This window comes from Burkholderia sp. AU16482, from assembly GCF_002223285.1.
Classification (GTDB): domain Bacteria; phylum Pseudomonadota; class Gammaproteobacteria; order Burkholderiales; family Burkholderiaceae; genus Burkholderia; species Burkholderia semiarida.
Window position 1 is genome coordinate 81,892 of sequence record NZ_NKEY01000007.1, and the last position, 20,278, is coordinate 102,169.

General features: G+C 67.6%; 21 protein-coding genes and 1 pseudogene. 15 read left to right on the forward strand and 7 right to left on the reverse strand.

Annotated elements, in window-relative coordinates; translation table 11 throughout:
- Nucleotides 1–20: 20 nt before the first annotated feature.
- Together CFB35_RS27265 and CFB35_RS27270 are read left to right on the forward strand one after the other, a co-directional pair.
- Nucleotides 21–863, forward strand: coding sequence for a type 1 glutamine amidotransferase domain-containing protein (locus CFB35_RS27265; protein ID WP_059582205.1), 843 nt, complete (start codon nucleotides 21–23; stop codon nucleotides 861–863).
- A 59-nt stretch (nucleotides 864–922) separates the two neighbouring features.
- On the forward strand, nucleotides 923–1,717 hold the full coding sequence (locus CFB35_RS27270; RefSeq protein ID WP_059581995.1) for an SDR family NAD(P)-dependent oxidoreductase: 795 nt from the start codon (nucleotides 923–925) through the stop codon (nucleotides 1,715–1,717).
- Nucleotides 1,718–1,994: 277 nt separating this feature from the next.
- Here the strand turns inward: CFB35_RS27270 and CFB35_RS27275 are convergent.
- The 3 genes and pseudogenes from CFB35_RS27275 to CFB35_RS27285 all read right to left on the reverse strand — a co-directional run.
- Nucleotides 1,995–2,171, reverse strand: a pseudogene (locus CFB35_RS27275) (amidohydrolase family protein); the annotation flags it as partial.
- A gap of 24 nt (nucleotides 2,172–2,195) precedes the next feature.
- Nucleotides 2,196–3,071, reverse strand: a complete 876-nt coding sequence (locus tag CFB35_RS27280; RefSeq protein ID WP_059581993.1) for an SDR family NAD(P)-dependent oxidoreductase — start codon at nucleotides 3,069–3,071, stop codon at nucleotides 2,196–2,198.
- Between the two features lie 152 nt (nucleotides 3,072–3,223).
- Nucleotides 3,224–3,802, reverse strand: coding sequence for a TetR/AcrR family transcriptional regulator (locus CFB35_RS27285; protein ID WP_059641525.1), 579 nt, complete (start codon nucleotides 3,800–3,802; stop codon nucleotides 3,224–3,226).
- Between the two features lie 200 nt (nucleotides 3,803–4,002).
- Between CFB35_RS27285 and zwf the strand changes: the two genes are divergently transcribed.
- Nucleotides 4,003–5,478: a glucose-6-phosphate dehydrogenase gene (gene zwf, locus CFB35_RS27290; RefSeq protein WP_059581987.1), complete on the forward strand. Its 1,476-nt coding sequence runs from the start codon at nucleotides 4,003–4,005 to the stop codon at nucleotides 5,476–5,478.
- A gap of 70 nt (nucleotides 5,479–5,548) precedes the next feature.
- On the opposite strand, the gene CFB35_RS27295 is transcribed toward zwf, so the two are convergent.
- Nucleotides 5,549–6,490, reverse strand: a complete 942-nt coding sequence (locus tag CFB35_RS27295; RefSeq protein ID WP_059581985.1) for a LysR family transcriptional regulator — start codon at nucleotides 6,488–6,490, stop codon at nucleotides 5,549–5,551.
- Nucleotides 6,491–6,591: 101 nt separating this feature from the next.
- Between CFB35_RS27295 and CFB35_RS27300 the strand changes: the two genes are divergently transcribed.
- From CFB35_RS27300 to CFB35_RS27330, 7 genes are all read left to right on the forward strand, one after another.
- Complete coding sequence (locus CFB35_RS27300) at nucleotides 6,592–7,794, forward strand: MFS transporter (protein WP_059581982.1); 1,203 nt, start codon at nucleotides 6,592–6,594, stop codon at nucleotides 7,792–7,794.
- Between the two features lie 28 nt (nucleotides 7,795–7,822).
- Nucleotides 7,823–8,146, forward strand: a complete 324-nt coding sequence (locus CFB35_RS27305) for a hypothetical protein (protein WP_059581980.1) — start codon at nucleotides 7,823–7,825, stop codon at nucleotides 8,144–8,146.
- A 16-nt stretch (nucleotides 8,147–8,162) separates the two neighbouring features.
- Complete coding sequence (locus tag CFB35_RS27310) at nucleotides 8,163–9,113, forward strand: TIGR03571 family LLM class oxidoreductase (protein ID WP_060011268.1); 951 nt, start codon at nucleotides 8,163–8,165, stop codon at nucleotides 9,111–9,113.
- 148 nt (nucleotides 9,114–9,261) lie between these two features.
- The gene (gene dkgB / locus CFB35_RS27315) at nucleotides 9,262–10,068 is read left to right on the forward strand and encodes a 2,5-didehydrogluconate reductase DkgB (protein ID WP_060011266.1); all 807 of its coding nucleotides are present in this window, start codon (nucleotides 9,262–9,264) and stop codon (nucleotides 10,066–10,068) included.
- A gap of 69 nt (nucleotides 10,069–10,137) precedes the next feature.
- A complete protein-coding gene (locus CFB35_RS27320; protein ID WP_060011264.1) occupies nucleotides 10,138–11,253 on the forward strand; it encodes an alkene reductase in 1,116 nt (371 codons plus the stop codon).
- Between the two features lie 19 nt (nucleotides 11,254–11,272).
- Entirely contained in the window at nucleotides 11,273–12,235 is a 963-nt protein-coding gene (locus CFB35_RS27325; RefSeq protein ID WP_089465823.1) for a cyclase family protein, read from the forward strand.
- A 139-nt stretch (nucleotides 12,236–12,374) separates the two neighbouring features.
- Nucleotides 12,375–12,893, forward strand: a complete 519-nt coding sequence (locus tag CFB35_RS27330) for a DUF3455 domain-containing protein (RefSeq protein WP_089465824.1) — start codon at nucleotides 12,375–12,377, stop codon at nucleotides 12,891–12,893.
- A 121-nt stretch (nucleotides 12,894–13,014) separates the two neighbouring features.
- Here the strand turns inward: CFB35_RS27330 and CFB35_RS27335 are convergent, their stop codons facing one another.
- Complete coding sequence (locus CFB35_RS27335) at nucleotides 13,015–13,680, reverse strand: O-methyltransferase (RefSeq protein ID WP_089465825.1); 666 nt, start codon at nucleotides 13,678–13,680, stop codon at nucleotides 13,015–13,017.
- A gap of 48 nt (nucleotides 13,681–13,728) precedes the next feature.
- On the opposite strand from CFB35_RS27335, the gene CFB35_RS27340 reads away from it, so the two are divergent.
- Together CFB35_RS27340 and CFB35_RS27345 are read left to right on the forward strand one after the other, a co-directional pair.
- The gene (locus CFB35_RS27340; protein ID WP_089465826.1) at nucleotides 13,729–14,406 is read left to right on the forward strand and encodes a TetR family transcriptional regulator; all 678 of its coding nucleotides are present in this window, start codon (nucleotides 13,729–13,731) and stop codon (nucleotides 14,404–14,406) included.
- A 449-nt stretch (nucleotides 14,407–14,855) separates the two neighbouring features.
- A complete protein-coding gene (locus CFB35_RS27345) occupies nucleotides 14,856–16,244 on the forward strand; it encodes an NCS2 family permease (protein ID WP_059641498.1) in 1,389 nt (462 codons plus the stop codon).
- Nucleotides 16,245–16,418: 174 nt separating this feature from the next.
- Here CFB35_RS27345 and CFB35_RS27350 read toward each other — a convergent pair whose 3' ends face one another.
- Both CFB35_RS27350 and CFB35_RS27355 read right to left on the reverse strand, forming a co-directional pair.
- Complete coding sequence (locus CFB35_RS27350) at nucleotides 16,419–16,820, reverse strand: CopD family protein (protein WP_089465827.1); 402 nt, start codon at nucleotides 16,818–16,820, stop codon at nucleotides 16,419–16,421.
- Nucleotides 16,817–17,125 (reverse strand): DUF3817 domain-containing protein, encoded by a 309-nt coding sequence (locus CFB35_RS27355; RefSeq protein WP_060011258.1) that lies wholly within the window; start codon nucleotides 17,123–17,125, stop codon nucleotides 16,817–16,819. Before CFB35_RS27355 ends, CFB35_RS27350 begins: the two co-directional genes overlap by 4 nt.
- Before the next feature lie 106 nt (nucleotides 17,126–17,231).
- Between CFB35_RS27355 and CFB35_RS27360 the strand changes: the two genes are divergently transcribed.
- The 3 genes from CFB35_RS27360 (at nucleotide 17,232) to CFB35_RS27370 (ending at nucleotide 20,175) form a co-directional block, all read left to right on the forward strand.
- Nucleotides 17,232–18,179, forward strand: a complete 948-nt coding sequence (locus CFB35_RS27360; RefSeq protein ID WP_059581954.1) for a GlxA family transcriptional regulator — start codon at nucleotides 17,232–17,234, stop codon at nucleotides 18,177–18,179.
- A 66-nt stretch (nucleotides 18,180–18,245) separates the two neighbouring features.
- A complete protein-coding gene (locus CFB35_RS27365) occupies nucleotides 18,246–19,166 on the forward strand; it encodes a LysR family transcriptional regulator (RefSeq protein ID WP_059581952.1) in 921 nt (306 codons plus the stop codon).
- Nucleotides 19,167–19,392: 226 nt separating this feature from the next.
- The gene (locus CFB35_RS27370) at nucleotides 19,393–20,175 is read left to right on the forward strand and encodes an ABC transporter substrate-binding protein (protein ID WP_059641491.1); all 783 of its coding nucleotides are present in this window, start codon (nucleotides 19,393–19,395) and stop codon (nucleotides 20,173–20,175) included.
- The last annotated feature ends 103 nt before the right edge of the window (nucleotides 20,176–20,278 follow it).

The following is a 20,278-nucleotide window of genomic DNA, read 5'->3' on the forward strand; positions in this document are numbered from 1 at the left end:
CCTTCCCGATGGAGAAAACGATGTATTCGATGCGCAAGCTCGCCGTTGCGGCAATGCTCGGCATTGCCGCGTGCGGCGCTCACGCGGCCAACGTGCTCGTGGTGTTGTCGGATTCCGATCACCTCGACCTGAAGGATGACAAGGTCTTCGCGACGGGCTTCTACCTGAACGAGCTGATGCAGCCCGTGAAGGCGCTGCTCGATGCCGGCCATCAGGTGACCTTCGCCACGCCGGAGGGCAAGGCGCCGACGCTGGACGTCACGTCGGCCGACAAGATGTACTTCAACGGCGACGACAACGCGATGCGCGACTATCGGGCCTTGCTCGACCGGCTACAAATCACGTCGCGCACGCATTCCCCGGTGATCAGCCTGTCGCGGGTGGAGCAGATCGGCTACGCGCACTTCGATGCCGTCTATGTTCCCGGCGGCCATGCGCCGATGCAGGACCTGTCGACCAGTGCCGCCGTGGGCAGATTGCTGGCCGACTTTCACGCGCGCGGCAAGACCACGGCGCTCGTTTGCCACGGCCCGATTGCGCTGCTGTCGACGCTGCCCGATGCGCCGGGCTTTGTACGAAAGCTCGCGGCGGGAAACGCGGGCGATGGCGACACGAAATGGATCTACGCCGGCTACCGGATGACGGTGATCAGCAACGCGGAAGAAGAGCAAGCCAAAGGGCTGCTCGGCGGCGGCGCGATGAAGTTCTATCCGCAGACTGCATTGCAACGCGCGGGTGGAATCTACAGCAGCAACGCGGTGCCGTTTACCGCGCACATGGTCACCGACCGCGAATTGATCACCGGACAGAATCCGGCGTCGGCGCTGGACGTCGCCGGCGAAATGCTGAAGCGGCTCAAGTAGTCATGCCGTGCAATCGACCGGCAATGCCGGTTACTCGATGAGTAAAGGAGAAGCAAACCGTGGATCTGCAACTTGAAGGAAAAACTGCGATCGTCACCGGCGCCACTGCCGGCATCGGCATGGCCATCGCGCGAACGTTGGCCGCGGAAGGCGTCGCGGTCACGATCACGGGGCGGCAACGAGACAAGCTCGACGCAGCCGTCGCGGAGCTCTGCGCTGCCGCGCCGCGCGGCAGCGTACGCGGCGTCGTCGCCGACGTGAGCGGCGACCGAGGCGTCGCGGAGCTGATCGATGCACAGCCGGACACGGATATTCTCGTGAACAATCTCGGCTACTACGAAGCCAAGCCGTTCGCGGAGATCACCGATGACGACTGGCTGCGAATGATCGACGTCAACGTGATGTCAGGTGTCAGGCTGTCACGTCATTACTTTCCTCGCATGCTCGCGAAGAACTGGGGGCGAGTGATTTTCATGTCCAGCGAAGTCGGCGCCTTCACGCCGCCGGACATGGTGCACTACGGTGTCAGCAAATCGGCTCAACTCGCGGTTTCGCGCGGAATGGCCGAACTGACGAAGGGAACCGGCGTGACCGTCAACAGCGTACTGCCATCCGCCACGCGATCCGAAGGCATCGTCGCATATCTTCGCCAAACCGCGCCGCGGCCCGATATGACCGATGCGGAAATCGAATCGCACTTCTTCGACACGTATCGTCCGAGCTCGCTGATTGCCCGCATGATCGAGGCCGACGAGATTGCCGCGATGGTGGCGTTGCTCGCCAGTCCTCTGGGTGCGGCATCCAATGGCGCCGCGGTGCGCGTCGAGGGCGGCACCTACCGGTCGATTCTCTGAGATGGCACGCGAAGTGCATCGACGCCAGGCGATACCATCGAAGAACAGGCCGATCGGATAAGCGATACGCGGTTTTGGGTTGCCGTCTTTTTCGATGGCGAGCGAAGTCGCCGTCGCAACCGGTACCAGATCGCCGAAGCTGGTATCAGGTGGGATTACCCTTGCGTTATGAGCACGACCAAGCGGGCGCTTGCCCCATCCGCCTTCAAATGTATCCCCCGATTGCGGAGGACATCGCTTTGTTGGCGGCTTCAAGTTTCGCGACATCCTCCCCGGCCTATGCAAACCCGTACAACTTCGCCGGGTTCGTGACGAATATCCGCTGCTGCCAGTCAGGGCGCCCGATCCACCCGGCGATCACGTCCAGCAAGCTTGCGTCGTCGGGCTTGTCCGTCTTCTGCGTGGGGTGCGGCCAGTCGGTGCCCCAGAGCATGCGCTCCGGCGCCATGTCGATGCCGCCGGCAACGAACCGCCCGGCTCAGCCAATTTCCTTCAACGCCCGCAGCCCGTCCGGCAGCACCGCATCCGGAAACTGCGTCGACAGCGTCGCATCCCGCCACCGCGCCGCCTCTTCCGCGCGCTGCCGTTCCGCCTGCTCGCAGACGAACAGCGCATCGCCGCCGAGCAGCAGGCGCAGCGGCACGTCGTCGCGGCGCGACAGGTCGACGATCAGCGCCGCGATCCGGGCGGGATCGCCGATCTCGTGGCCGCCATACGCGCCGAGCAGGTCGAGGATCTTCCCGACCGACGGTTGATAGTCGGGCAGCAGATCGTCGATGTCGCGCTTCGCCTGCGCGGCCCAGTCGGTGCGCATGCCGCCCGGTTCGAGCGTGCACACGCGCACGCCGAATGGCGCGGCTTCCTTCGCGAGCACGTCGCTGAATCCGCCGACCGCCCACTTCGCGGCCTGATATGCGGACAGTCCGGGCGTCGCCGTACGCCCGCCGACCGACGACACCTGGAAGATGTGCCCCGCGCGCTGCGCGCGCATCGTCGGCAGCACCGCGCGCGTGAGGTTGACCACGCCGAACAGGTTCGTTTCGATCTGGTCGCGGAAGGCTTCGGCGCTCATCTGCTCGAACGGCGCCGTGTGGCCGTAGCCCGCGTTGTTCACCAGCACGTCGATACGGCCGAACGCCGCGCGCGCCGCCGCGACGGCTTGCGCGGCCGCCGCTTCGTCGGTGACATCGAGCTCGACCGGCAGCAGCCGGTTGCCATACCGTTCGGCCAGATCGGCCAGTCGCGCGGGATCGCGCGCGCCGGCCACCAGCCGGTCCCCCGCTGCCAGCACCGCTTCCGAAATCGCGCGACCGAGGCCGCGCGCGGCTCCCGTTACCAACCAGACTTTCGACATTTTCCACTCCTTGATCGTGATGAAACCATCAAAATGAATGATTACTCACTCATTAATATGGGCGACGCGTCGATCGTTCGTGACCTGCGCCGTCCTGCCTGCCCCACCCCGCCGTCGCCGCGGCACATGCCGCCACGACGCCATTCCTCGACTCACACCGCGTGCAATACCGCCCACAACGCGCGAAACCCGGCTTCCCGGTATGCATCGGCGCGCGCCGGATCGCGGGCGATCGACTCCATCGCGGTTTCCGCGATCGACGTAAACAACGCCGAGCAGAACGCATGCGCTTCGTCGCGGCTCAACGCGCCCGACGCGGCGACCTGTTCGCGCAGCAGCGCGCCGATCCCGCCGAAGCCTTCCGAGCCCGCGGCCCGATGCGCATCGTCGATGCGCCCGCTCACGCCCAACTGCCGCAACGCGCGCCGGCCGTCCGGATTCGCGACGCCCCACGACACATAGCCGTTCCACGCATGCCGCACCGCCTGCTCGGCCGGCGCATGATCGGGAAACCCGGTCATCATCGCTTCGCGCATGTCGGCCTTCAGGCTCACGTACAGCGCGTTCAACAACGCATCCTTGGTCTCGAAGTACGTGAACACCGTGCCTTCCGCCACGCCGGCAAGCCGTGCGATGCGCGCGGTGGTCGCGCTCGCGCCGTCCTCGGCGAGCGCGCGCGCGGCAGCCGCGAGGATGGCTTCGTGCTTGTCGGGACTGCGCGGTCGGGCCACGGTCGATTCCTTTAATGAGTGAGTGCTCAATCATAATCGACCCATCATCGGAAATGCAAGCCCCGTTACATCGCGCGAACACAGACGCAAACCATCAAAACGGTGCACTATTAGCGTTTTGCCGTACCGGCGCCGGCCAACCGGCGCCCGATGCCCTCGACGTTCGTTTCACGTTCACCGTTTCAAACCGCGAACCTCCCATGACGAATCAGCCTTCCCAGACCGCGGCCGACCGGCCCGTCGACATGATCATTTTCGGCGGCGGCGGCGACCTGGCCGCCCGCAAGCTGTTGCCCGCGCTGTACATGGCGCACCTGCACTGCAATCTTCCGCCCGAGACGCGCATCATCGCCGTCGGCCGCCGCGACTGGGGCATCGACGGCTATCGCAAGTTCATGGACGAGCAGTCGCGCCCGTTCATCGACGCGAAGGCGTTCGACGCCGACGCGTGGGCCCGCTTCCTCGACCTGTTCAAGTACGTGCTCATCGACGTGAACGCGCCGGACGACTACCAGCGGCTCGCCGAAGCGGCGCGCGGCGAGGCCGTGCGTGTGTTCTACCTGTCGACGTCGCCGGAACTGTTCACGACGATCTGCGACAACCTGTCGGCCGCGCACCTCGTCGACGCGCATTCGCGCGTCGTCCTCGAAAAGCCGCTCGGCCACGATCTCGCTTCCGCGAAAGCGATCAACGACGCGGTCGGCAAGCACTTCGAGGAATCGCAGATCTACCGGATCGACCACTATCTCGGCAAGGAAACCGTGCAGAACCTGATGGTGCTGCGCTTCGGCAACCCGATCTTCGGGCCGCTGTGGCAGGCGCCGAACATCCGCAGCGTGCAGATCACGGTCGCGGAGACGGTCGGCGTCGGCAGCCGCGCGGGCTTCTACGACCATACCGGCGCGCTGCGCGACATGGTGCAGAACCACCTGCTGCAACTGCTGTGCATCGTCGCGATGGAGCCGCCCGTGTCGCTCGACCCGGACGCGGTGCGCGACGAGAAGCTGAAGGTGCTGCGCTCGCTGCGGCCGATGTCGCTGTCGGACGTCGCGCGCGACACGGTGCGCGGCCAGTACACGGCCGGCGCGGTCGACGGCCAGCCGGTCAAGGGCTATCTCGAGGAAGACAACGTGCCGGCGGACAGCCGCGCGGAAACCTTCGTCGCGCTGCGCGCGCACATCAACAACTGGCGCTGGGCGAACGTGCCGTTCTTCCTGCGCACCGGCAAGCGGCTGCAGCGCCGCCAGTCGGAAATCGTGATCGAGTTCGCGGACATGCCGTTCTCGATCATCCCGACCGGCCCGCGCAATTACGGCAACCGCCTCGTGATCCAGCTCCAGCCGGAAGAGTCGATCCAGTTGCAGATGCTCGCGAAGGAGCCGGGCAGCGGCATGAACATGGTGCCGGTGAGCCTGAACCTCGACCTGCAGCAGGCGATTCCGGAACGGCGCGCGGAAGCGTACGAACGGCTGCTGATCGACGTGATCCGCGGCCGCCTCACGCATTTCATGCGCCGCGACGAGCTCGAAGCCGCGTGGTCGTGGGTCGAGCCGATCCTCGACGGCTGGAAGCAGCTCGGCGACCGGCCGCGCCTGTACACGGCCGGCACGTTCGGGCCCGCGGCCTCGTCGGCGCTGCTCGCGCGCGACGGGATGTCGTGGGCCGAAGAGGCGTAATCGTCGCACGACGGCGTGCCGACGCGCGGCACGCCGGCTCCCGAAGGGCAGCGCCGCCTGCCCTGCGTCGCTACTGCGGCTCCATCCACGCGGCCTTGCGCCGCGCCCGCCCGTCACCGCCGCTGCCGCCGCCCAGCACCTCGATCAGATAGTCGACGAACGACGCGATCCGCGACGAGATCGCGGTATTGCGGTAGTACACCGCGTGAATCGGCTGCTGGACGTCGAGCGTCTGGCGCGCGAGCACCTGCACCAGCCGCCCCGCATCGCGATCCTGCGCGGTCACGAAATCGGACAGGCAGACGACACCCGTGCCCTCCAGCGCAAGCTGCCGCAGCGTTTCGCCGCTCGACGAATACACGTCCGGCTCGATGCGGTACGCTTCGCCGTCCGTGCCGAGGATCGGCCATACGTTCAGCGATTCGGGCTGCGTGAAGCCGAGCAGCGTGTGCTTGTCGAGATCCTCGACCTTGCGCGGCTGGCCATGCGCTTCGATATACGCGGGGCTCGCTAGGATACGCAGCCGGCTGTTGCCGATGCGCCGGCTGTGCAGCGTCGAATCCTTCAGCCGGCCGATCCGGACCGCGACGTCGGTGCGCCGCTCCAGCAGATCGGTGATGCCCTCGTTGCTGTTCAGTTCCAGCTCGACCTTCGGGAAGCGCTCGCGGTAGCCGCGCACGAGCGGCACGATCACGTGCAGCATGAACGGCGTCGCGGCGTCGACGCGCAGGCGCCCGGACGGCATCTCGCGCCGCGCGAGCATCTGCTCCTCCGCGTTCTCGACCGATTCGATGATCGCGCGCGCGTCCTGCAGGAACGCGCGCCCTTCCTCGGTCAGTTCGAGCCGGCGCGTGGTCCGGCGCAGCAGCGTGGTCTTCAGCTTTTCCTCGAGCCGCGCGAGCGTGCGGCTCGTCGCCGACACGGTGAGATCGAGCTGCTGGGCGGCCGCCGTGATCGAACCGGTATCGACCACGGCGGTAAAGGCCTGGAGTTCGTCGAGGGTGGTCTTCATTGTTGAGTTGAAATCAAAACAATTTGGTTTATAGACGAGTTTTTCAGCAAAAGTAAAGCCGGCACACTGCGATCCATTCCTACTGAAACCCGGATCCCGTCATGCCACTCGCGTTGCTTGCGCTGACCATCAGCGCCTTTGCCATCGGCACCACCGAATTCGTGATCGTCGGGCTGATCCCGACGATCGGCGCCGACCTCGGCGTCAGCCTGCCGTCCGCCGGCCTGCTCGTCAGCCTGTACGCGCTGGCTGTCGCCATCGGCGCGCCGCTGCTCACCGCGCTCACCGGCCGCGTGCCGCGCAAGGCGCTGCTCGCCGGGCTGATGGCGCTCTTCACCGTCGGCAACCTCGTCGCATGGCAGGCGCCCGGCTACGAATCGCTGATCGTCGCACGCGTGCTCACCGGCCTCGCGCACGGCGTGTTCTTCTCGGTCGGCTCGATCATCGCGACCACGCTCGTGCCGAAGGAGAAGGCCGCGAGCGCGATCGCGACGATGTTCAGCGGCATGACCGTCGCGTTCGTCGCCGGCATTCCGCTCGGCACCTTCATCGGCCAGCACTTCGGCTGGCGCGCGACGTTCCTGATCGTCGCGCTGTTCGGCCTCGTCGCATTCGTCGGCGCAGTCGCCTTCGTGCCGCGCGCGCTGCCGCAGACGCCGCCGGCCCCCCTCGCCCGCCAGTTGCGCGTGCTGGCCCAGCCGCGCCTGCTGCTCGTCTATGCGATGACGGCGGTCGGTTACGGCGGCTCGCTGATCGCATTCACCTATATGGCGCCGCTGCTCGAACAGATCGCCGGCTTCACGCCGTCGCAGGTCAGCCTCGTGCTGGTCGGCTACGGCGTATCGGTCGCGGTCGGCAACGTGTGGGGCGGCAAGCTCGCGGACGCCGTCGGCCCCGTGAAGGCGCTCAAGCGGATCTTCCTGCTGCTCGCGATCGTGCTGCTCGCGCTGACCTTCACGATCCACGTGAAATGGCTCGCGGTGCTGACGATGCTCGCGTGGGGCGCCGTGGCGTTCGGCAACGTGCCGGGGCTGCAGGTGTACGTCGTCAAGCAGGCGCGCCACTTCGCGCCGGACGCCGCCGACGTCGCATCGGGTTTCAACATCGCCGCCTTCAACCTCGGCGTGGCCGGCGGCTCGTCGCTCGGCGGCCTGATCGTCGCGAACGTCGGCCTCGGCCACACCCCGTGGATCGCCGCCGTCGTCACGCTCGGGGCGTTTGCACTCACCGCGTTGAGCGGCCGTCTCGACCGCCGCCACGGGCTGCCGGAACGCACGGCCGAACCCGTCGAACTCGCGCATTGAACGTCACCTTTTCACAGGAGCCACCAGCATGAACGCATCGACCCAACGTCCGCCGTTCGCCGGCAAGACATTCGAAGTCCGCTACGACGGCCTCACCGCGCTCAACGCGTACGACGAGGACGGCCTTCATATGCGCTACGAGATCACCGAAGGCCCGTATGCGGGCGCGAAAGGTGAAGTCGAATACACGTGGCAGCGCGTGGCCGGCGACACCTACGCGATCTCGTGGCAGGAAGCCGATCGCGCCACCGTCGTGCATGTCGACGACTTCGCCGCCGGCACGTCGCGCTCGTTCTTCACCGCGGCGTCGCTCGACTTCTACCGGCTCGACGGCAGCCTGCGCGCGGTCTGAACGGAGCAACCCGATCATGTCCCCCTCTCTCGACAAGCTCGCCGCCGGCGGCTTCAGCATCGGCGTCGAACTGCCGCTCGACAACGACTGGACCGCGTCCGGCAACGCGAAACGCCGGCATGACGGCCGCCACCCCGGCGTGCCCGACCTGGAAATCCACGCGGAGCTCGCGCAACTGGCCGACACGCTCGGCTTTCGCGCGCTCTGGGTGCGCGACGTGCCGCTGTACGACCCGTCGTTCGGCGACGCCGCGCAGGTGTTCGAAACGTTCTCGTATCTCGGCTACCTCGCCGGCATCACGCGCGACATCCTGCTCGGCACGGCCGCCGTCGTGCTGCCGCTGCGCGAACGGCTGCTGACGCTGAAATCGGCCGCGACGATCCAGGAACTGAGCCGCGGGCGCCTGCTGCTCGGCGTCGCGAGCGGCGACCGGCCGGTCGAATATCCGCTGTTCGGCCGCGACTTCGCGTCGCGCGGGGCGAACTTCCGCGACCAGATCGCGTTGCTGCGCGACGGCGCACGCGGGCATCTGCCGCCCGGCCTGGAAGTGCTGCCCGCCGCGCGCTCGCCGGTGCCGCTTCTCGTCGCCGGCCTCGCTCAGCAGACGCCCGCGTGGATCGGCGAATACATGGACGGCTGCCTCGCGTATCCGGGCACGCCGGCCGACCACGCGCAGCGCGCCGCGAACTGGCGTGCGGTGGCCGGCGACAAGCCGTACGTGAGCTTCATCCACCTCGACCTCGCGGAAGATCCGTACGAACCGCTGCAGCGGCACCGCTTCGGCGCGCGCGCGGGACGCATCGCGCTGACGGAAGAACTCGCGGCGATGCGCGATGCGGGCGTGCGGCACATCGGCCTGCATTTCCGCCGCAACCGGCGGCCGCTCGACGAGACGATGGCCGAGATCGCATCGGACGTGCTGCCGGCGTTCCATTCGATCACGGATCCGCAGGCGCGCGTCGCATAAGGCCGCCACGGCCCGCACGCGCCCACGACACGCCCGATATTTGATTTGAAGTCAAATATTTTTGACCTCTAAAGGCGTTTATTTCATCAGTCTCAAGCGCCAGAATGATTCGCATACCGCAACCGTTTCCCTCTTCCAGGAGCACACGATGAGCAAGATTCCGGCCTTCGGCCTCGGTACGTTCCGCCTGCAAGGCCAGGTCGTCGTCGACTCGGTCCGCAACGGCCTCGAAGTCGGCTACCGCGCGATCGACACCGCGCAGATCTACGGCAACGAAGCCAAAGTCGGCGAAGCGATCGCCGCGTCGGGCGTGCGCCGTGACGACCTGTTCCTCACGACGAAAATCTGGGTCGACAACTACGCGCCGGACAAGCTGGCGGCCAGCCTCGAGGAAAGCCTGCGCAAGCTGCGCACCGACTATGTCGACCTGACGCTGATCCACTGGCCGGCCCCCGGCAACGGCGTGTCGATCGACGCGTTCATGACCGCGCTGGCGGACGCGAAGGCGAAGGGCCTCACGCGCCAGATCGGCATCTCGAACTTCAACATCGCGCTGACGAAGGAAGCGATCGCGGCCGTCGGCAAGGACGCGATCGCGACGAACCAGATCGAACTGAGCCCGTACCTGCAGAACCGCAAGCTGGTCGAGTTCCTGAACGCCGAAGGCATCCACGTGACGTCGTACATGACGCTCGCGTACGGCAAGGTGCTCGGCGATCCGGTGATCGGCGCGATCGCGCAGCGTCACGACGCGACGCCGGCGCAAGTCGCGCTCGCATGGGCGCTGCAGCTCGGCTACTCGGTGATTCCGTCGTCCACCAAGCGCGAGAACCTCGCGAGCAACCTGCTCGCGCAGACGCTGCGCCTGACCGACGAAGACATGGCGCAGATCGCCGCGCTCGAGCGCAACGGCCGCGAGGTCGACCCGGCCGGCCTCGCGCCGCAGTGGGACTGAGCGCGCCGCACCTTCATCCGACATGACCCGTCCGCAGCCCGCCGGCCGCGGCACCGACAGGAATTCACCATGACCCAGGACCCGCTTTTCCAACCGCTGCGACTCGGCGCGCTGACGCTGCCGAACCGCATCGTGATGCCGCCGATGACGCGTTCGCGCGCGAGCCAGCCCGGCGACGAAGCCAACGAACTGATGGCCGCGTACTACGCGCAGCGCGCGAGTGCGGGCCTGATCGTCAGCGAAGGCACCTATATCGCGCCGCTCGGCAAGGGCTACGCGTGGACGCCCGGCATTCACACGCCGTCGCAGGTCGCCGGCTGGCGCAAGGTGACGGACGCCGTGCATGCCGCGCACGGCCGCATCTTCGCGCAGCTGTGGCACGTCGGCCGGCTGAGCCACACGAGCCTGCTCGGCGGCGCGCAACCCGTGTCGTCGTCCCCGCTCCAGGCGAAGGGCGTGAACGTGTTCATCGCCGGCGAGGACGGCAGCACGCCCGGCTTCGTGCAGGCCTCCGAGCCGCGCGCGCTGTCGGTCGACGAGATCCGCGAGATCGTCAGTCAATATCGGACCGCCGCCCGCCATGCGATCGAGGCCGGCTTCGACGGCGTCGAGCTGCACGGCGCGAACGGCTACCTCGTGAACCAGTTCATCGACTCGAACGCGAACACGCGCACCGATCAGTACGGCGGCTCGCTCGAGAACCGGCTGCGCTTCCTGCGCGAAGTCACGCAGGCGCTGATCGAAGGGACCGGCGACGCGTCGCGCGTCGGCATCCGCCTCGCGCCGCTGACCACGCTGAACGGCTGCGTCGACGACGACCCGGAAACGACCTACCTCGCCGCCGCGAAGCTGCTCGGCGAACTCGGCGTCGGCTACCTGCACATCGCGGAAGCCGACTGGGACGACGCGCCGCTGATGCCGGTCGCCTTCAAGCAGCAATTGCGCGCCGCGTTCCCGGGCGTGCTGATCTATGCCGGCGCGTACACCGCCGAGCGCGCACGCGAAGCGATCGCCGCCGGCTGGGCCGACCTCGCCGCATTCGGCCGCCCGTTCGTCGCGAACCCCGACCTGCCCGAACGGCTGCGCACCGGCGCCGCGCTCGCGCCGCACGATCGCAACACGCTGTTCGGCGGCGGCGCCCACGGCCTGACCGACTACCCGACGCTCGCGCAAGCCGCGGCGTAACGCGCGACAGGAGCCCCGAATGAAAGCAACGCTCGCCCGGCTCGTACTCGCCGCGATCCTGCCGTTCGCGGCCGCGCAAGCTGCCCACGCCGCCGCGTCGGCCGCGGCGGCCGACTGGTATCCGTCCGTCTATGGCGCCGATGACGAAATCGGCGCGGCCAACCTGCTGACGCCCGACGTCGTCAAGCACGCGGTCGGCCTCGTGAAGGCCGGCAAGACCTATCCGCTGGCCGTGCCGGTGGACAAGCACCTGCCGGCGTTCCGCCATCGCAGCTTCCGGCTGTACAACGTGCAGGTCGGCCAGCAGGCCGGCAAGAGCCTCGGCCCGAACAAGTTCACGTTCAACGACGAACTCGTCAACGCGTGGACCGGCGTCGGCACGCAGCTCAACGGCATCGGCCACATCGGCATCGACAACGTGTACTACAACGGCAACCGGGCGGCCGATTTCGTGACCGTCGACGGCGTGAAGAAGCTCGGCGTCGAGAAGGTGCCGCCGATCGTCACGCGCGGCGTCGTGCTCGACATGACCGCCCGCTACGGCAAGCCGATCGTGCCGGGAGGCACCGAATTCACGGTCGCCGACATCCAGGCCGTGCTGAAGCAGCAGGGGCTGACGCTGCGCAAGGGCGACGTCGTGCTGTTCAACACCGGCTGGCTCGAGCTGATCGGCAAGGACGACAAGCAGTTCCTCGACGTCGAGCCCGGCATCGGCATGGAAGCGGCGAAGTGGCTGGCCGATCAGGGAATCGTCGCGTTCGGCGGCGACACGTGGGCGTCGGAGGTCTATCCGAATCCGCACACGCGGGACGAATTCCCGGTCAACCAGTACATGCTCGCGAAGCGCGGCATCTACAACCTGGAGTTGATCGACAGCCGCGCGCTGGTGCGCGACAAGGCATGGGAATTCCTGTTCGTGCTCGGCCAGCCGTTGTACGTCGGCTCCACGCAGGTCAACATCAACCCGATCGCGATCCGCTGATCGCGGGTCCGCTCCTTCGGCAATCGCGGCGACTATCGCCGCGATTGTCATTTCCGCATTGCAGCCTGTGCGATCGGCGTCTAACGTTGACGGGATCGACGTCGTACGACCGTCACCCGACCTGAAAGGACGCCCCGTCATGCCAAGCCGATCCCCGACACGCGACATGCTGCTGGCCCTTGCGGCCGGTCTTTCCCTGGCGGCTTTTACCGCGCCCGCACACGCCGACGAGGCTGCCGGCCTCGCGCCGCCGGCGCCGGCCACGCCGGTGCTGGCGACCACCGCGACCGGCGTGCAGATCTATTCGTGCGAATACGATGCCGACCACCGGCTCGCGTGGGCCTTCAAGCGCCCGGAGGCGACGTTGTTCGATGAAAACGGCGCGCTCGTCGTGCGGCACGGCGCGGGGCCGTCGTGGGAAGCGCTCGATGGCAGCCGTATTACCGGCAAGAAGCTCGCGGAAATGCCGAGCGCAAGCGCGGCCAGCATTCCGCAACTGCTGCTCGCGGCGACGCCGGCCGCAACCGGCACGCTCGCCAGCGTGCGCTTCGTGCAGCGGCTCGACACGGCGGGCGGCACGCCGCCGGCCGCGACGTGCACGACCGAGCATGCGGTCGGCCGCTTCCCGTACTTCGCGCGCTACGTGTTCCTGAAGTGACGCGCAAGGCAGCGCAAGCGACCGGCATCATCCCGTCGCCTTTCGCCGCGCTTCCATTAATCAGGCCTCCTATATTTGATACGGGGAAGCGTGAAATCGTCGACACCCTCGTTCCGCCTGGTCAGCGTGTCCGCATCGACAATTCGACGTCGCCGCCGAACGGCACCGACAGATAGCCGTTTTCCGGCGCGCGCACGTAAGCAAGATAGTCGGGGCTGTATTCCGCGTTGTCGGCCACGACGAATGCCCCCGCCCTGAGCCGCGGCTCGACCCGCGCGAGAATCTCCGGATACAGCGCCTTCGCCCCGTCGAGCAACAACAGGTCGACCGAATCCGGCAGACCGGCGGCCAGCGTGTGGAGCGCATCGCCTTCGCGAATCTCCACGAGATCGGCCAGTCCGGCTGCCGCCAGGTTGGCCTGCGCGCGTACGACCTTCGTCGGCTCGAATTCGCTCGTGATCAGCCGCCCGCCGCCGTTGTCGCGCAGCGCGGCCGCCATATGCAGCGTCGAAATGCCGAACGACGTGCCGAATTCGACGATTGCCTTGGCACTGCCGCTGCGCGCGAGCATGTACAGCAGCATGCCCGTCTCGCGCGACACGGGAAGCGGGTAATCCTTCAAGCGCGCATACAGATCGGCGTAGTCGGTCTTGCTGCGCATCAGCCGCGCTTGCTCGTTGCGCGACACGTTGGCGAAGGCCGGGCTCGTCGCGGGCGACGACGCGTCGGCTTCGTCGAACAGGCGCGCCAGCAGCGAAGCCAGCGGGTCGAGCATCAGGGTGGTCATGCGAATCTCCGGTATCGGGTTGAGTGCGTCGTTGCACCCAACTAGAATATGACGAACCATTCAGGTTTTACTATTCGCATTGGCAAACCGCTCATGACCGACCGCCGAAACGCCCCGATCGCCACGCGCAAGCTGCCTCGGCAGGCGCGCTCGACCCGTCTCGTCGAGGACGTCCTGCAGGCGGCTATTCAGGTTTTGGCGAGCGAGGGCGCGCAGCGCTTCACGATGGCGCGCGTCGCGGAGCGGGCCGGCGTGAGCGTCGGCTCGCTGTACCAGTACTTCCCGAACAAGGCGTCCGTGCTGTTCCGGCTCCAGCACGACGAGTGGCGGCAAACGCACGACATGCTGTGCGGGATCCTGCAGGACACTCGGAAGACGCCGCCCGAGCGCGTGCGCGCCGCCGTCCACGCGTTCATCCGTTCGGAATGCGACGAGGCGCCGATGCGGATCGCTCTCGACGACGCCGCCCCGCTCTATCGCGACGCCCCCGAGGCGCAGGCAGTGAAGGCCGAGGGCAACCGGGTGTTCACCGCGTTCATGCGCGAAGCGCTGCCCGACGTGCCCGACGCCACGCATGCGCTCGCGTGCGAACTGATCCTGACGACGCTCACGACGGGCGGCAAGGCGTTCTCCGAAACCGCGCGCACCTCGGCGGAAATCGATGCGTACTCGGACGGGATGGCCGACATGTTCTGCGCGTATCTCGCCCATCTCGCGCGCAGTTGAGGCCGCGCCGGGACGGAAGCCGCGCATGCGCGCTGGCCTTCCGGGCCGCCCTGAAAGTCATTCGTAATACCCAACGCCCCGCCCGCCGCCCCCGCATTCAAATAGTCGCCTTAACGGATTCGAACTAGGCGTATACACGCGTGTCGGCGCGGCGGAGCCCCGTCGCACGCCGATATAAGCGCTGCGACATGCGCTGCATGCTCGTCCCCCGATGGGACGTGATGGGCGGCTCGCCTAACCTTCGCTACGGCAAGGCACACGCGACGGAGTCGACCACGGCACGCGTCGTCCGACGCGACACCCTCGCGATCGTTTCGATTCGAGCGTAACGACACGCATCGCGCGTCGTTCGTCCCCACGACGTTGCCGAACAATCCCAACCAGATACGAGACACCCTGACGACGGTTCGCAACGGGCCGTTTCAGCATGCTGATAAAGGAGCAAGCTCATGAGTGATACCCCGGTGCAGCCGACGGTCGGCGTCGGCGCGGAAGAAACTGACTTCGGCGCCCAGGGAGTCATCGACCGCTATTTCGGCATTTCGTCGCGCGGCAGCACGCAGCGCCGCGAGATCATTGCCGGCGTGACCACGTTCCTCGCGATGGTCTATTCCGTGTTCGTCGTGCCCGGCATGTTCGGCAAGGCCGGTTTCGACACGAGCGCCGTGTTCGTCGCGGTGTGCGTCACCACCGCGTTCGGCTCGCTGCTGATGGGCCTGTGGGCGAAGCTGCCGATCGCGATCGGCTGCGCGATCTCGCTGACCGCGTTCACCGCGTTCGGCCTCGTGCTCGGCAAGGGGCTGCCTCCGACGGTCGCGCTCGGCGCCGTGTTCCTGATGGGCCTCGTGTTCACCGGCATCTCGATCACCGGCGTGCGTTCGTGGATCCTGCGCAACCTGCCCGCGGGCGTCGCGCACGGCACGGGCATCGGCATCGGCCTGTTCCTGCTGCTGATCGCGTCGAACGACGTCGGCCTCGTGATCAAGAACCCGGGCGCCGGCCTGCCGGTCTCGCTCGGCCAGATCACCGCGTTCCCGGTCATCATGTCGGTCATCGGCCTCGCCGCGATCTTCGGCCTCGAAAAGCGCCGCGTGCCGGGCGGGATCCTGCTCGTCGTGATCGCGATCTCGGTGTTCGGCCTGATCTTCGATCCGGGCGTGAAGTACCGCGGCATCTTCGCGCTGCCGTCGCTGAGCGCGCCGGGCCACGCATCGCTGATCGGCGCGATGGACATCAAGGGCGCGCTGTCGATGGCCGTGCTGCCGAGCGTGCTCGCGCTGGTGATGACCGCCGTGTTCGACGCGACCGGCACGATCCGCGCGGTCGCGGGCCAGGCCGGCCAGCTCGACGAGAACGGCCGCATCATCAACGGCGGCCGTGCGCTGACCGCCGATTCGGTCAGCTCGATCTTCTCCGGCTTCCTCGGCGGCGCGCCGGCGGCCGCCTACATCGAGTCGAGCGTCGGCGTGGCCGCCGGCGCGAAGACGGGGCTCGCGGCCGCCGTGGTCGGCCTGCTGTTCCTCGTCGTGATGTTCTTCTCGCCGCTCGCGGGCCTCGTGCCGTCGTATGCGACGGCGCCCGCGCTGATGTACGTCGGCCTGCTGATGCTCGGCAGCGTGAGCAAGCTGCACATGGACGACATGGTCGACGCGATGTCGGGCCTCGTGTGCGCGGTGTTCATCGTGCTGACCGCGAACATCGTGACGGGCATCATGCTCGGCTTCTCGACGCTCGTGATCGGCCGCCTCGCCAGCGGCGAATTCCGCAAGCTCAACGTCGGCACCGTGCTGATCGCGGCCGTGCTCGTCACGTTCTATCTTGGCGGCTGGGCCATCTGAGCGCACGCCATGCGCGACGTCGCCGGCACGAAGGCGGCGCGCATCGGGACGAGATCGTCTCCTCCACCATCGTCGTCGATGGTCTGCCGGCCTGGGAACGCGAGTTTCCAGGCCTTTTTTTGCCGGTGCGGCGCGGCGTGACGCCCGTCGCGAAAACGGCGCGAACCCGCCCCGTCAGAACGGCTTGATCACGGCCAGCCCAACGACGAGCGCCATCGCGACGATCACCGCGCCCGCCGTCCGCCCGAGCCACGGCGCCGGCACGGCGACGAGATCGTCGCGCTCCATGCGCCGCAGCGTGCCGGCCAGGATTCCGTGCAGCACCGACAGCGCGACGACGAGCGCGAGCTTCGCCGACAGCCACGCGGCGCCGAACCAGTGACCGCTCAACGCGAGCGCGATGCCGGCGATCCAGACGATCGCGAGCGCGGGCGCCGTCACCGTGCGATCCCAGCGCCGCACCGCGCGATGCACGGCGAGGTTCGCGATACGGACCGCGACCGACGACAGCAGCAGCCCGCCGACGAACGTGACGACGGCGACCAGATGCACGGCCTTCAGCACCAGGTAAATCATCGCGCGTGCCGCCTGCGCGCGATCCAGCCGGCGCTCGCCAGACCCGCGAACGGCACCACGGCCGACAGCACGAGCCGCGCGACCTCGCCCTTGCTCCACAACCCGCTCGACGCGGTGCCGACCACCGCCCAAACGTACATCGCGAACGCGATGCCATGAACCGGGCCCATGATCGATACCGCGACCGGATACCCGGCCAGGTGCTTGAGCGGCACAGCGACGCACACCAGCACGACGAGCGTGGCCGCTTCCAGCAGCGACAGGTATTGCAGGTTCCGCAACGCGTTGCGATCGTCTTGTTTCATCGGCAGGCCTCCAGGTGGTCCGCCGCGATTGTCGCGTGTGGTGCCGGGTCGAGCCATTGGCTAGAATGACATCTTTCAACGGATTCTGGCCACGGCCGCGAACGCCATGCATACGGTCGCCGTTCTTGCCTTGCCCGATGTCGTCCCGTTCGATCTCGGCGTCGCCTGCGACACGTTCGCGCGCGTGCGGGCGCCGAACGCCGCGCAGGCGTACCGTGTACGCGTATGCAGCGAGCAGCCGCGCGTCGGCGGCGACCTGTTCGAGTTGCGCCCGCCGTTTCGCCTCGATGCGCTGGCCGACGCCGACACGATCATGGTCCCCGGTACGTCGGTGCCGCTCGCGCCCACGTCGCGCCGCGTGCTCGATGCGCTGCGCGCGGCGGCCGCGCGCGGGCGCCGGATCGCGTCGATCTGCAGCGGCGCGTTCGTGCTCGCGGAGGCCGGGCTGCTCGACGGCCTGCGCGCGACGACGCACTGGCTCGCGGCCGCCGAACTCGCGCGCCGCTACCCGAACGTCGACGTCGATGCGAACGTGCTGTTCGTCGACAACGGCCGGATCCTGACCTCGGCCGGCGCGGCGGCCGGTCTCGATCTGTGCCTGCACATGATCCAGGCCGACTATGGCGCGGCCGTCGCCGTCGACGCGGCCCGCAGCGCGGTGGCGCCGCGCGTGCGCGAAGGCGGGCAGGCGCAGTTCATCGCGCCCGAATGGCCGGCCGGCGGCGACGGGCTGCACGACCTGATGGACTGGCTGCACGCGAACCTGCGCCAGCCGCTGACGCTCGACGCTATCGCGCGCAAGGCGTCGACCAGCGTGCGCACGCTGACGCGGCGCTTCCAGGAGCAGACGGGCACGTCGCCGGGGCAATGGCTGCAGACCGCGCGCGTCAGGCATGCGCAGCAGTTGCTGGAGGTGACCGAACTGTCGATCGAACATGTGGCGACGGAAGCCGGGTTCGGTTCGGTCACCGCGTTTCGCGAGCGCTTCTCACGCATCGTCGGCACGTCGCCGCAGCGCTATCGGCAGGCGTTCCGCGCACGCGCCGACGCGTGACGTGCATCCGGATCGCCGCCCGAATCCGAACCCGCCGCCCCCTTTTGCGCCAACCGGACCCGACCGATGACCCGCATCCGCAATCCCTTGAACATCGCGCAGCTCCAGGCGTTCGTCTCCGCCGCGCACCTGAAGAGCCTGCGCGCCGCCGCGCGCGAGCTCGGCGTCACGCAGCCGGCGATCACGCACACGATCCGCGAGCTCGAAACGGCGCTCAACGCGGAATTGCTCGCGCGCAGCGTGCGCGGCGTCGAGCTGACCGCGTGCGGCGAGGCGCTGCTGCCGCGCGCCGAGCAGTTGCTCGGCGACGTCCGCCGCACGGTCGAGGCCGTCGAGCAGGTAAAAGGCGAGATGTCGGGCCGCGTCGCGGTCGGCACGATGCCGTCGATCGCGCTGACGGCGTTGCCGCACGCGGTGACGGCGTTCCGCGAGTCGATGCCGAACGTCAGCCTGCATCTGGAGGAAGTGACGGTGCCCGACGCGCTCGCGCAGTTGCGCAACGGCACGCTCGACATCGCTGCAATGCACCATGTGCCCGCGCTCGACCGCGATTTCACGCAATTGCCGCTGCTGTCGACCGAATTCACGATCGTGATGCGCGACGGCCACCCGCTCGCGCAGGCACGCCGGTTAGAGGAATTGCTCGATGCCGAATGGATCGTCACGGTCGGCGCCGAGCAGTTCCCGCACAGCGTGATGGTCGGGATGTTCGAGGCGCACGGGCTGCCGCTGCCCAAACGCCTGCTGCGCTCGCCGATGTCGTTCGCGGTGACGCTCGGGCTCGTCGCGCGCTCGGACGTGATCGGCTGCTTCACGCGCCCGCTCGCCGCGATGGTCGCGCCGCTCGGCATCCGCACGGCCGAACTCGACGAAAGCATGCCGCGCTTCGACCTGTCGATCATCGCGCGGCGCGACCTGCTGCCCACGCCCGCCGTGTCGCACTTCGTCACGTGCCTGCAGCGCGCGGTCAACGAAACGCTCGGCTGAATCGTTCCTGTGTGTGAAACGGCGGTGCGTCCGACGCGCCGCCGCCGGGCCCGGTATCGGGGCTTGTCCTAGGCGCCCCGCCGGTATTTTGTCTTGATAATCTTGCGCACGTCGCGCGCCCCCATCGGGCGAGCGAAACGGACTGTCCGACGCGAAGCCGCGGCGGGCCGAAGGCTTACGGCGCGGCACAACCGCGCACCCATCGAACAAAACGAGGAGTCACCGAGTGAAAAAGATTCTTGCGGCTGTGACCGTGGCCCTGCTCGCCGTATCGGCCGGCAGCGCGTACGCGAAGGACTGGTCGACCGTGCGGTTCGGCGTCGACGCAAGCTACCCGCCCTTCGAATCGAAAGGCGCCGACGGCAAGGTGGTCGGCTTCGACGTGGATCTCGGCAACGAGATCTGCCGCCGCATCAACGCGAAGTGCGTGTGGATCGAGAACGACTTCGACGGGATGATCCCGGCGCTGAAGGCCCGCAAGTTCGACGGCGTGCTGTCGTCGATGTCGATGACGCCGGCGCGCGCCGAACAGATCGCGTTCTCGGCGAAGCTGTTCAACACGCCGACGCGCCTCGTCACGAAGAAGGGCGCGAACCTGCAGCCGACGGCCGAATCGCTGAAGGGCAAGTCGGTCGGCGTCGAGCAGGGCACGATCCAGGAAACCTATGCGAAGACGTACTGGGCGTCCAAGGGCGTGAACGTCGTGCCTTACCAGAACCAGGACCAGGTCTACGCCGACCTGATCTCCGGCCGTCTGGACGGCGCGCTGCAGGACGCGGTGCAAGCCGAGATCGGCTTTCTGAAGACGCCGCGCGGCGCGAACTTCGACTTCGCCGGCAAGGATCTCGACGATCCGAAGACGCTCGGCAACGGCGCCGGCATTGGCCTGCGCAAGGAAGACACCGACCTGAAGGCGAAGATCGACGGCGCGATCGCCGGCATGCGCAAGGACGGCACGTACGACAAGATCGCGAAGAAGTACTTCGATTTCGACGTCTACGGCAAGTAATCCGGCCGACCGACGCGCGATTCGGCGCGACACCGACGGGCTCCGCAAGGAGCCCGTTTTTTTTGGGCACGGCGCGGACGACGTTATTTTTTCCGCGCCAACC

Bases quoted from the DNA above. Each gene is read 5' to 3' on its own strand.
- CFB35_RS27265 (WP_059582205.1), top strand. From the start codon at position 21: ATGTATTCGATGCGCAAGCTCGCCGTTGCGGCAATGCTCGGCATTGCC.
- CFB35_RS27280 (WP_059581993.1), bottom strand. From the start codon at position 3,071: ATGTCGAAAGTCTGGTTGGTAACGGGAGCCGCGCGCGGCCTCGGTCGC.
- zwf (WP_059581987.1), top strand. From the start codon at position 4,003: ATGACGAATCAGCCTTCCCAGACCGCGGCCGACCGGCCCGTCGACATG.
- CFB35_RS27295 (WP_059581985.1), bottom strand. From the start codon at position 6,490: ATGAAGACCACCCTCGACGAACTCCAGGCCTTTACCGCCGTGGTCGAT.
- CFB35_RS27300 (WP_059581982.1), top strand. From the start codon at position 6,592: ATGCCACTCGCGTTGCTTGCGCTGACCATCAGCGCCTTTGCCATCGGC.
- CFB35_RS27305 (WP_059581980.1), top strand. From the start codon at position 7,823: ATGAACGCATCGACCCAACGTCCGCCGTTCGCCGGCAAGACATTCGAA.
- CFB35_RS27310 (WP_060011268.1), top strand. From the start codon at position 8,163: ATGTCCCCCTCTCTCGACAAGCTCGCCGCCGGCGGCTTCAGCATCGGC.
- dkgB (WP_060011266.1), top strand. From the start codon at position 9,262: ATGAGCAAGATTCCGGCCTTCGGCCTCGGTACGTTCCGCCTGCAAGGC.
- CFB35_RS27320 (WP_060011264.1), top strand. From the start codon at position 10,138: ATGACCCAGGACCCGCTTTTCCAACCGCTGCGACTCGGCGCGCTGACG.
- CFB35_RS27325 (WP_089465823.1), top strand. From the start codon at position 11,273: ATGAAAGCAACGCTCGCCCGGCTCGTACTCGCCGCGATCCTGCCGTTC.
- CFB35_RS27330 (WP_089465824.1), top strand. From the start codon at position 12,375: ATGCCAAGCCGATCCCCGACACGCGACATGCTGCTGGCCCTTGCGGCC.
- CFB35_RS27335 (WP_089465825.1), bottom strand. From the start codon at position 13,680: ATGACCACCCTGATGCTCGACCCGCTGGCTTCGCTGCTGGCGCGCCTG.
- CFB35_RS27340 (WP_089465826.1), top strand. From the start codon at position 13,729: ATGACGAACCATTCAGGTTTTACTATTCGCATTGGCAAACCGCTCATG.
- CFB35_RS27345 (WP_059641498.1), top strand. From the start codon at position 14,856: ATGAGTGATACCCCGGTGCAGCCGACGGTCGGCGTCGGCGCGGAAGAA.
- CFB35_RS27350 (WP_089465827.1), bottom strand. From the start codon at position 16,820: ATGATTTACCTGGTGCTGAAGGCCGTGCATCTGGTCGCCGTCGTCACG.
- CFB35_RS27355 (WP_060011258.1), bottom strand. From the start codon at position 17,125: ATGAAACAAGACGATCGCAACGCGTTGCGGAACCTGCAATACCTGTCG.
- CFB35_RS27360 (WP_059581954.1), top strand. From the start codon at position 17,232: ATGCATACGGTCGCCGTTCTTGCCTTGCCCGATGTCGTCCCGTTCGAT.
- CFB35_RS27365 (WP_059581952.1), top strand. From the start codon at position 18,246: ATGACCCGCATCCGCAATCCCTTGAACATCGCGCAGCTCCAGGCGTTC.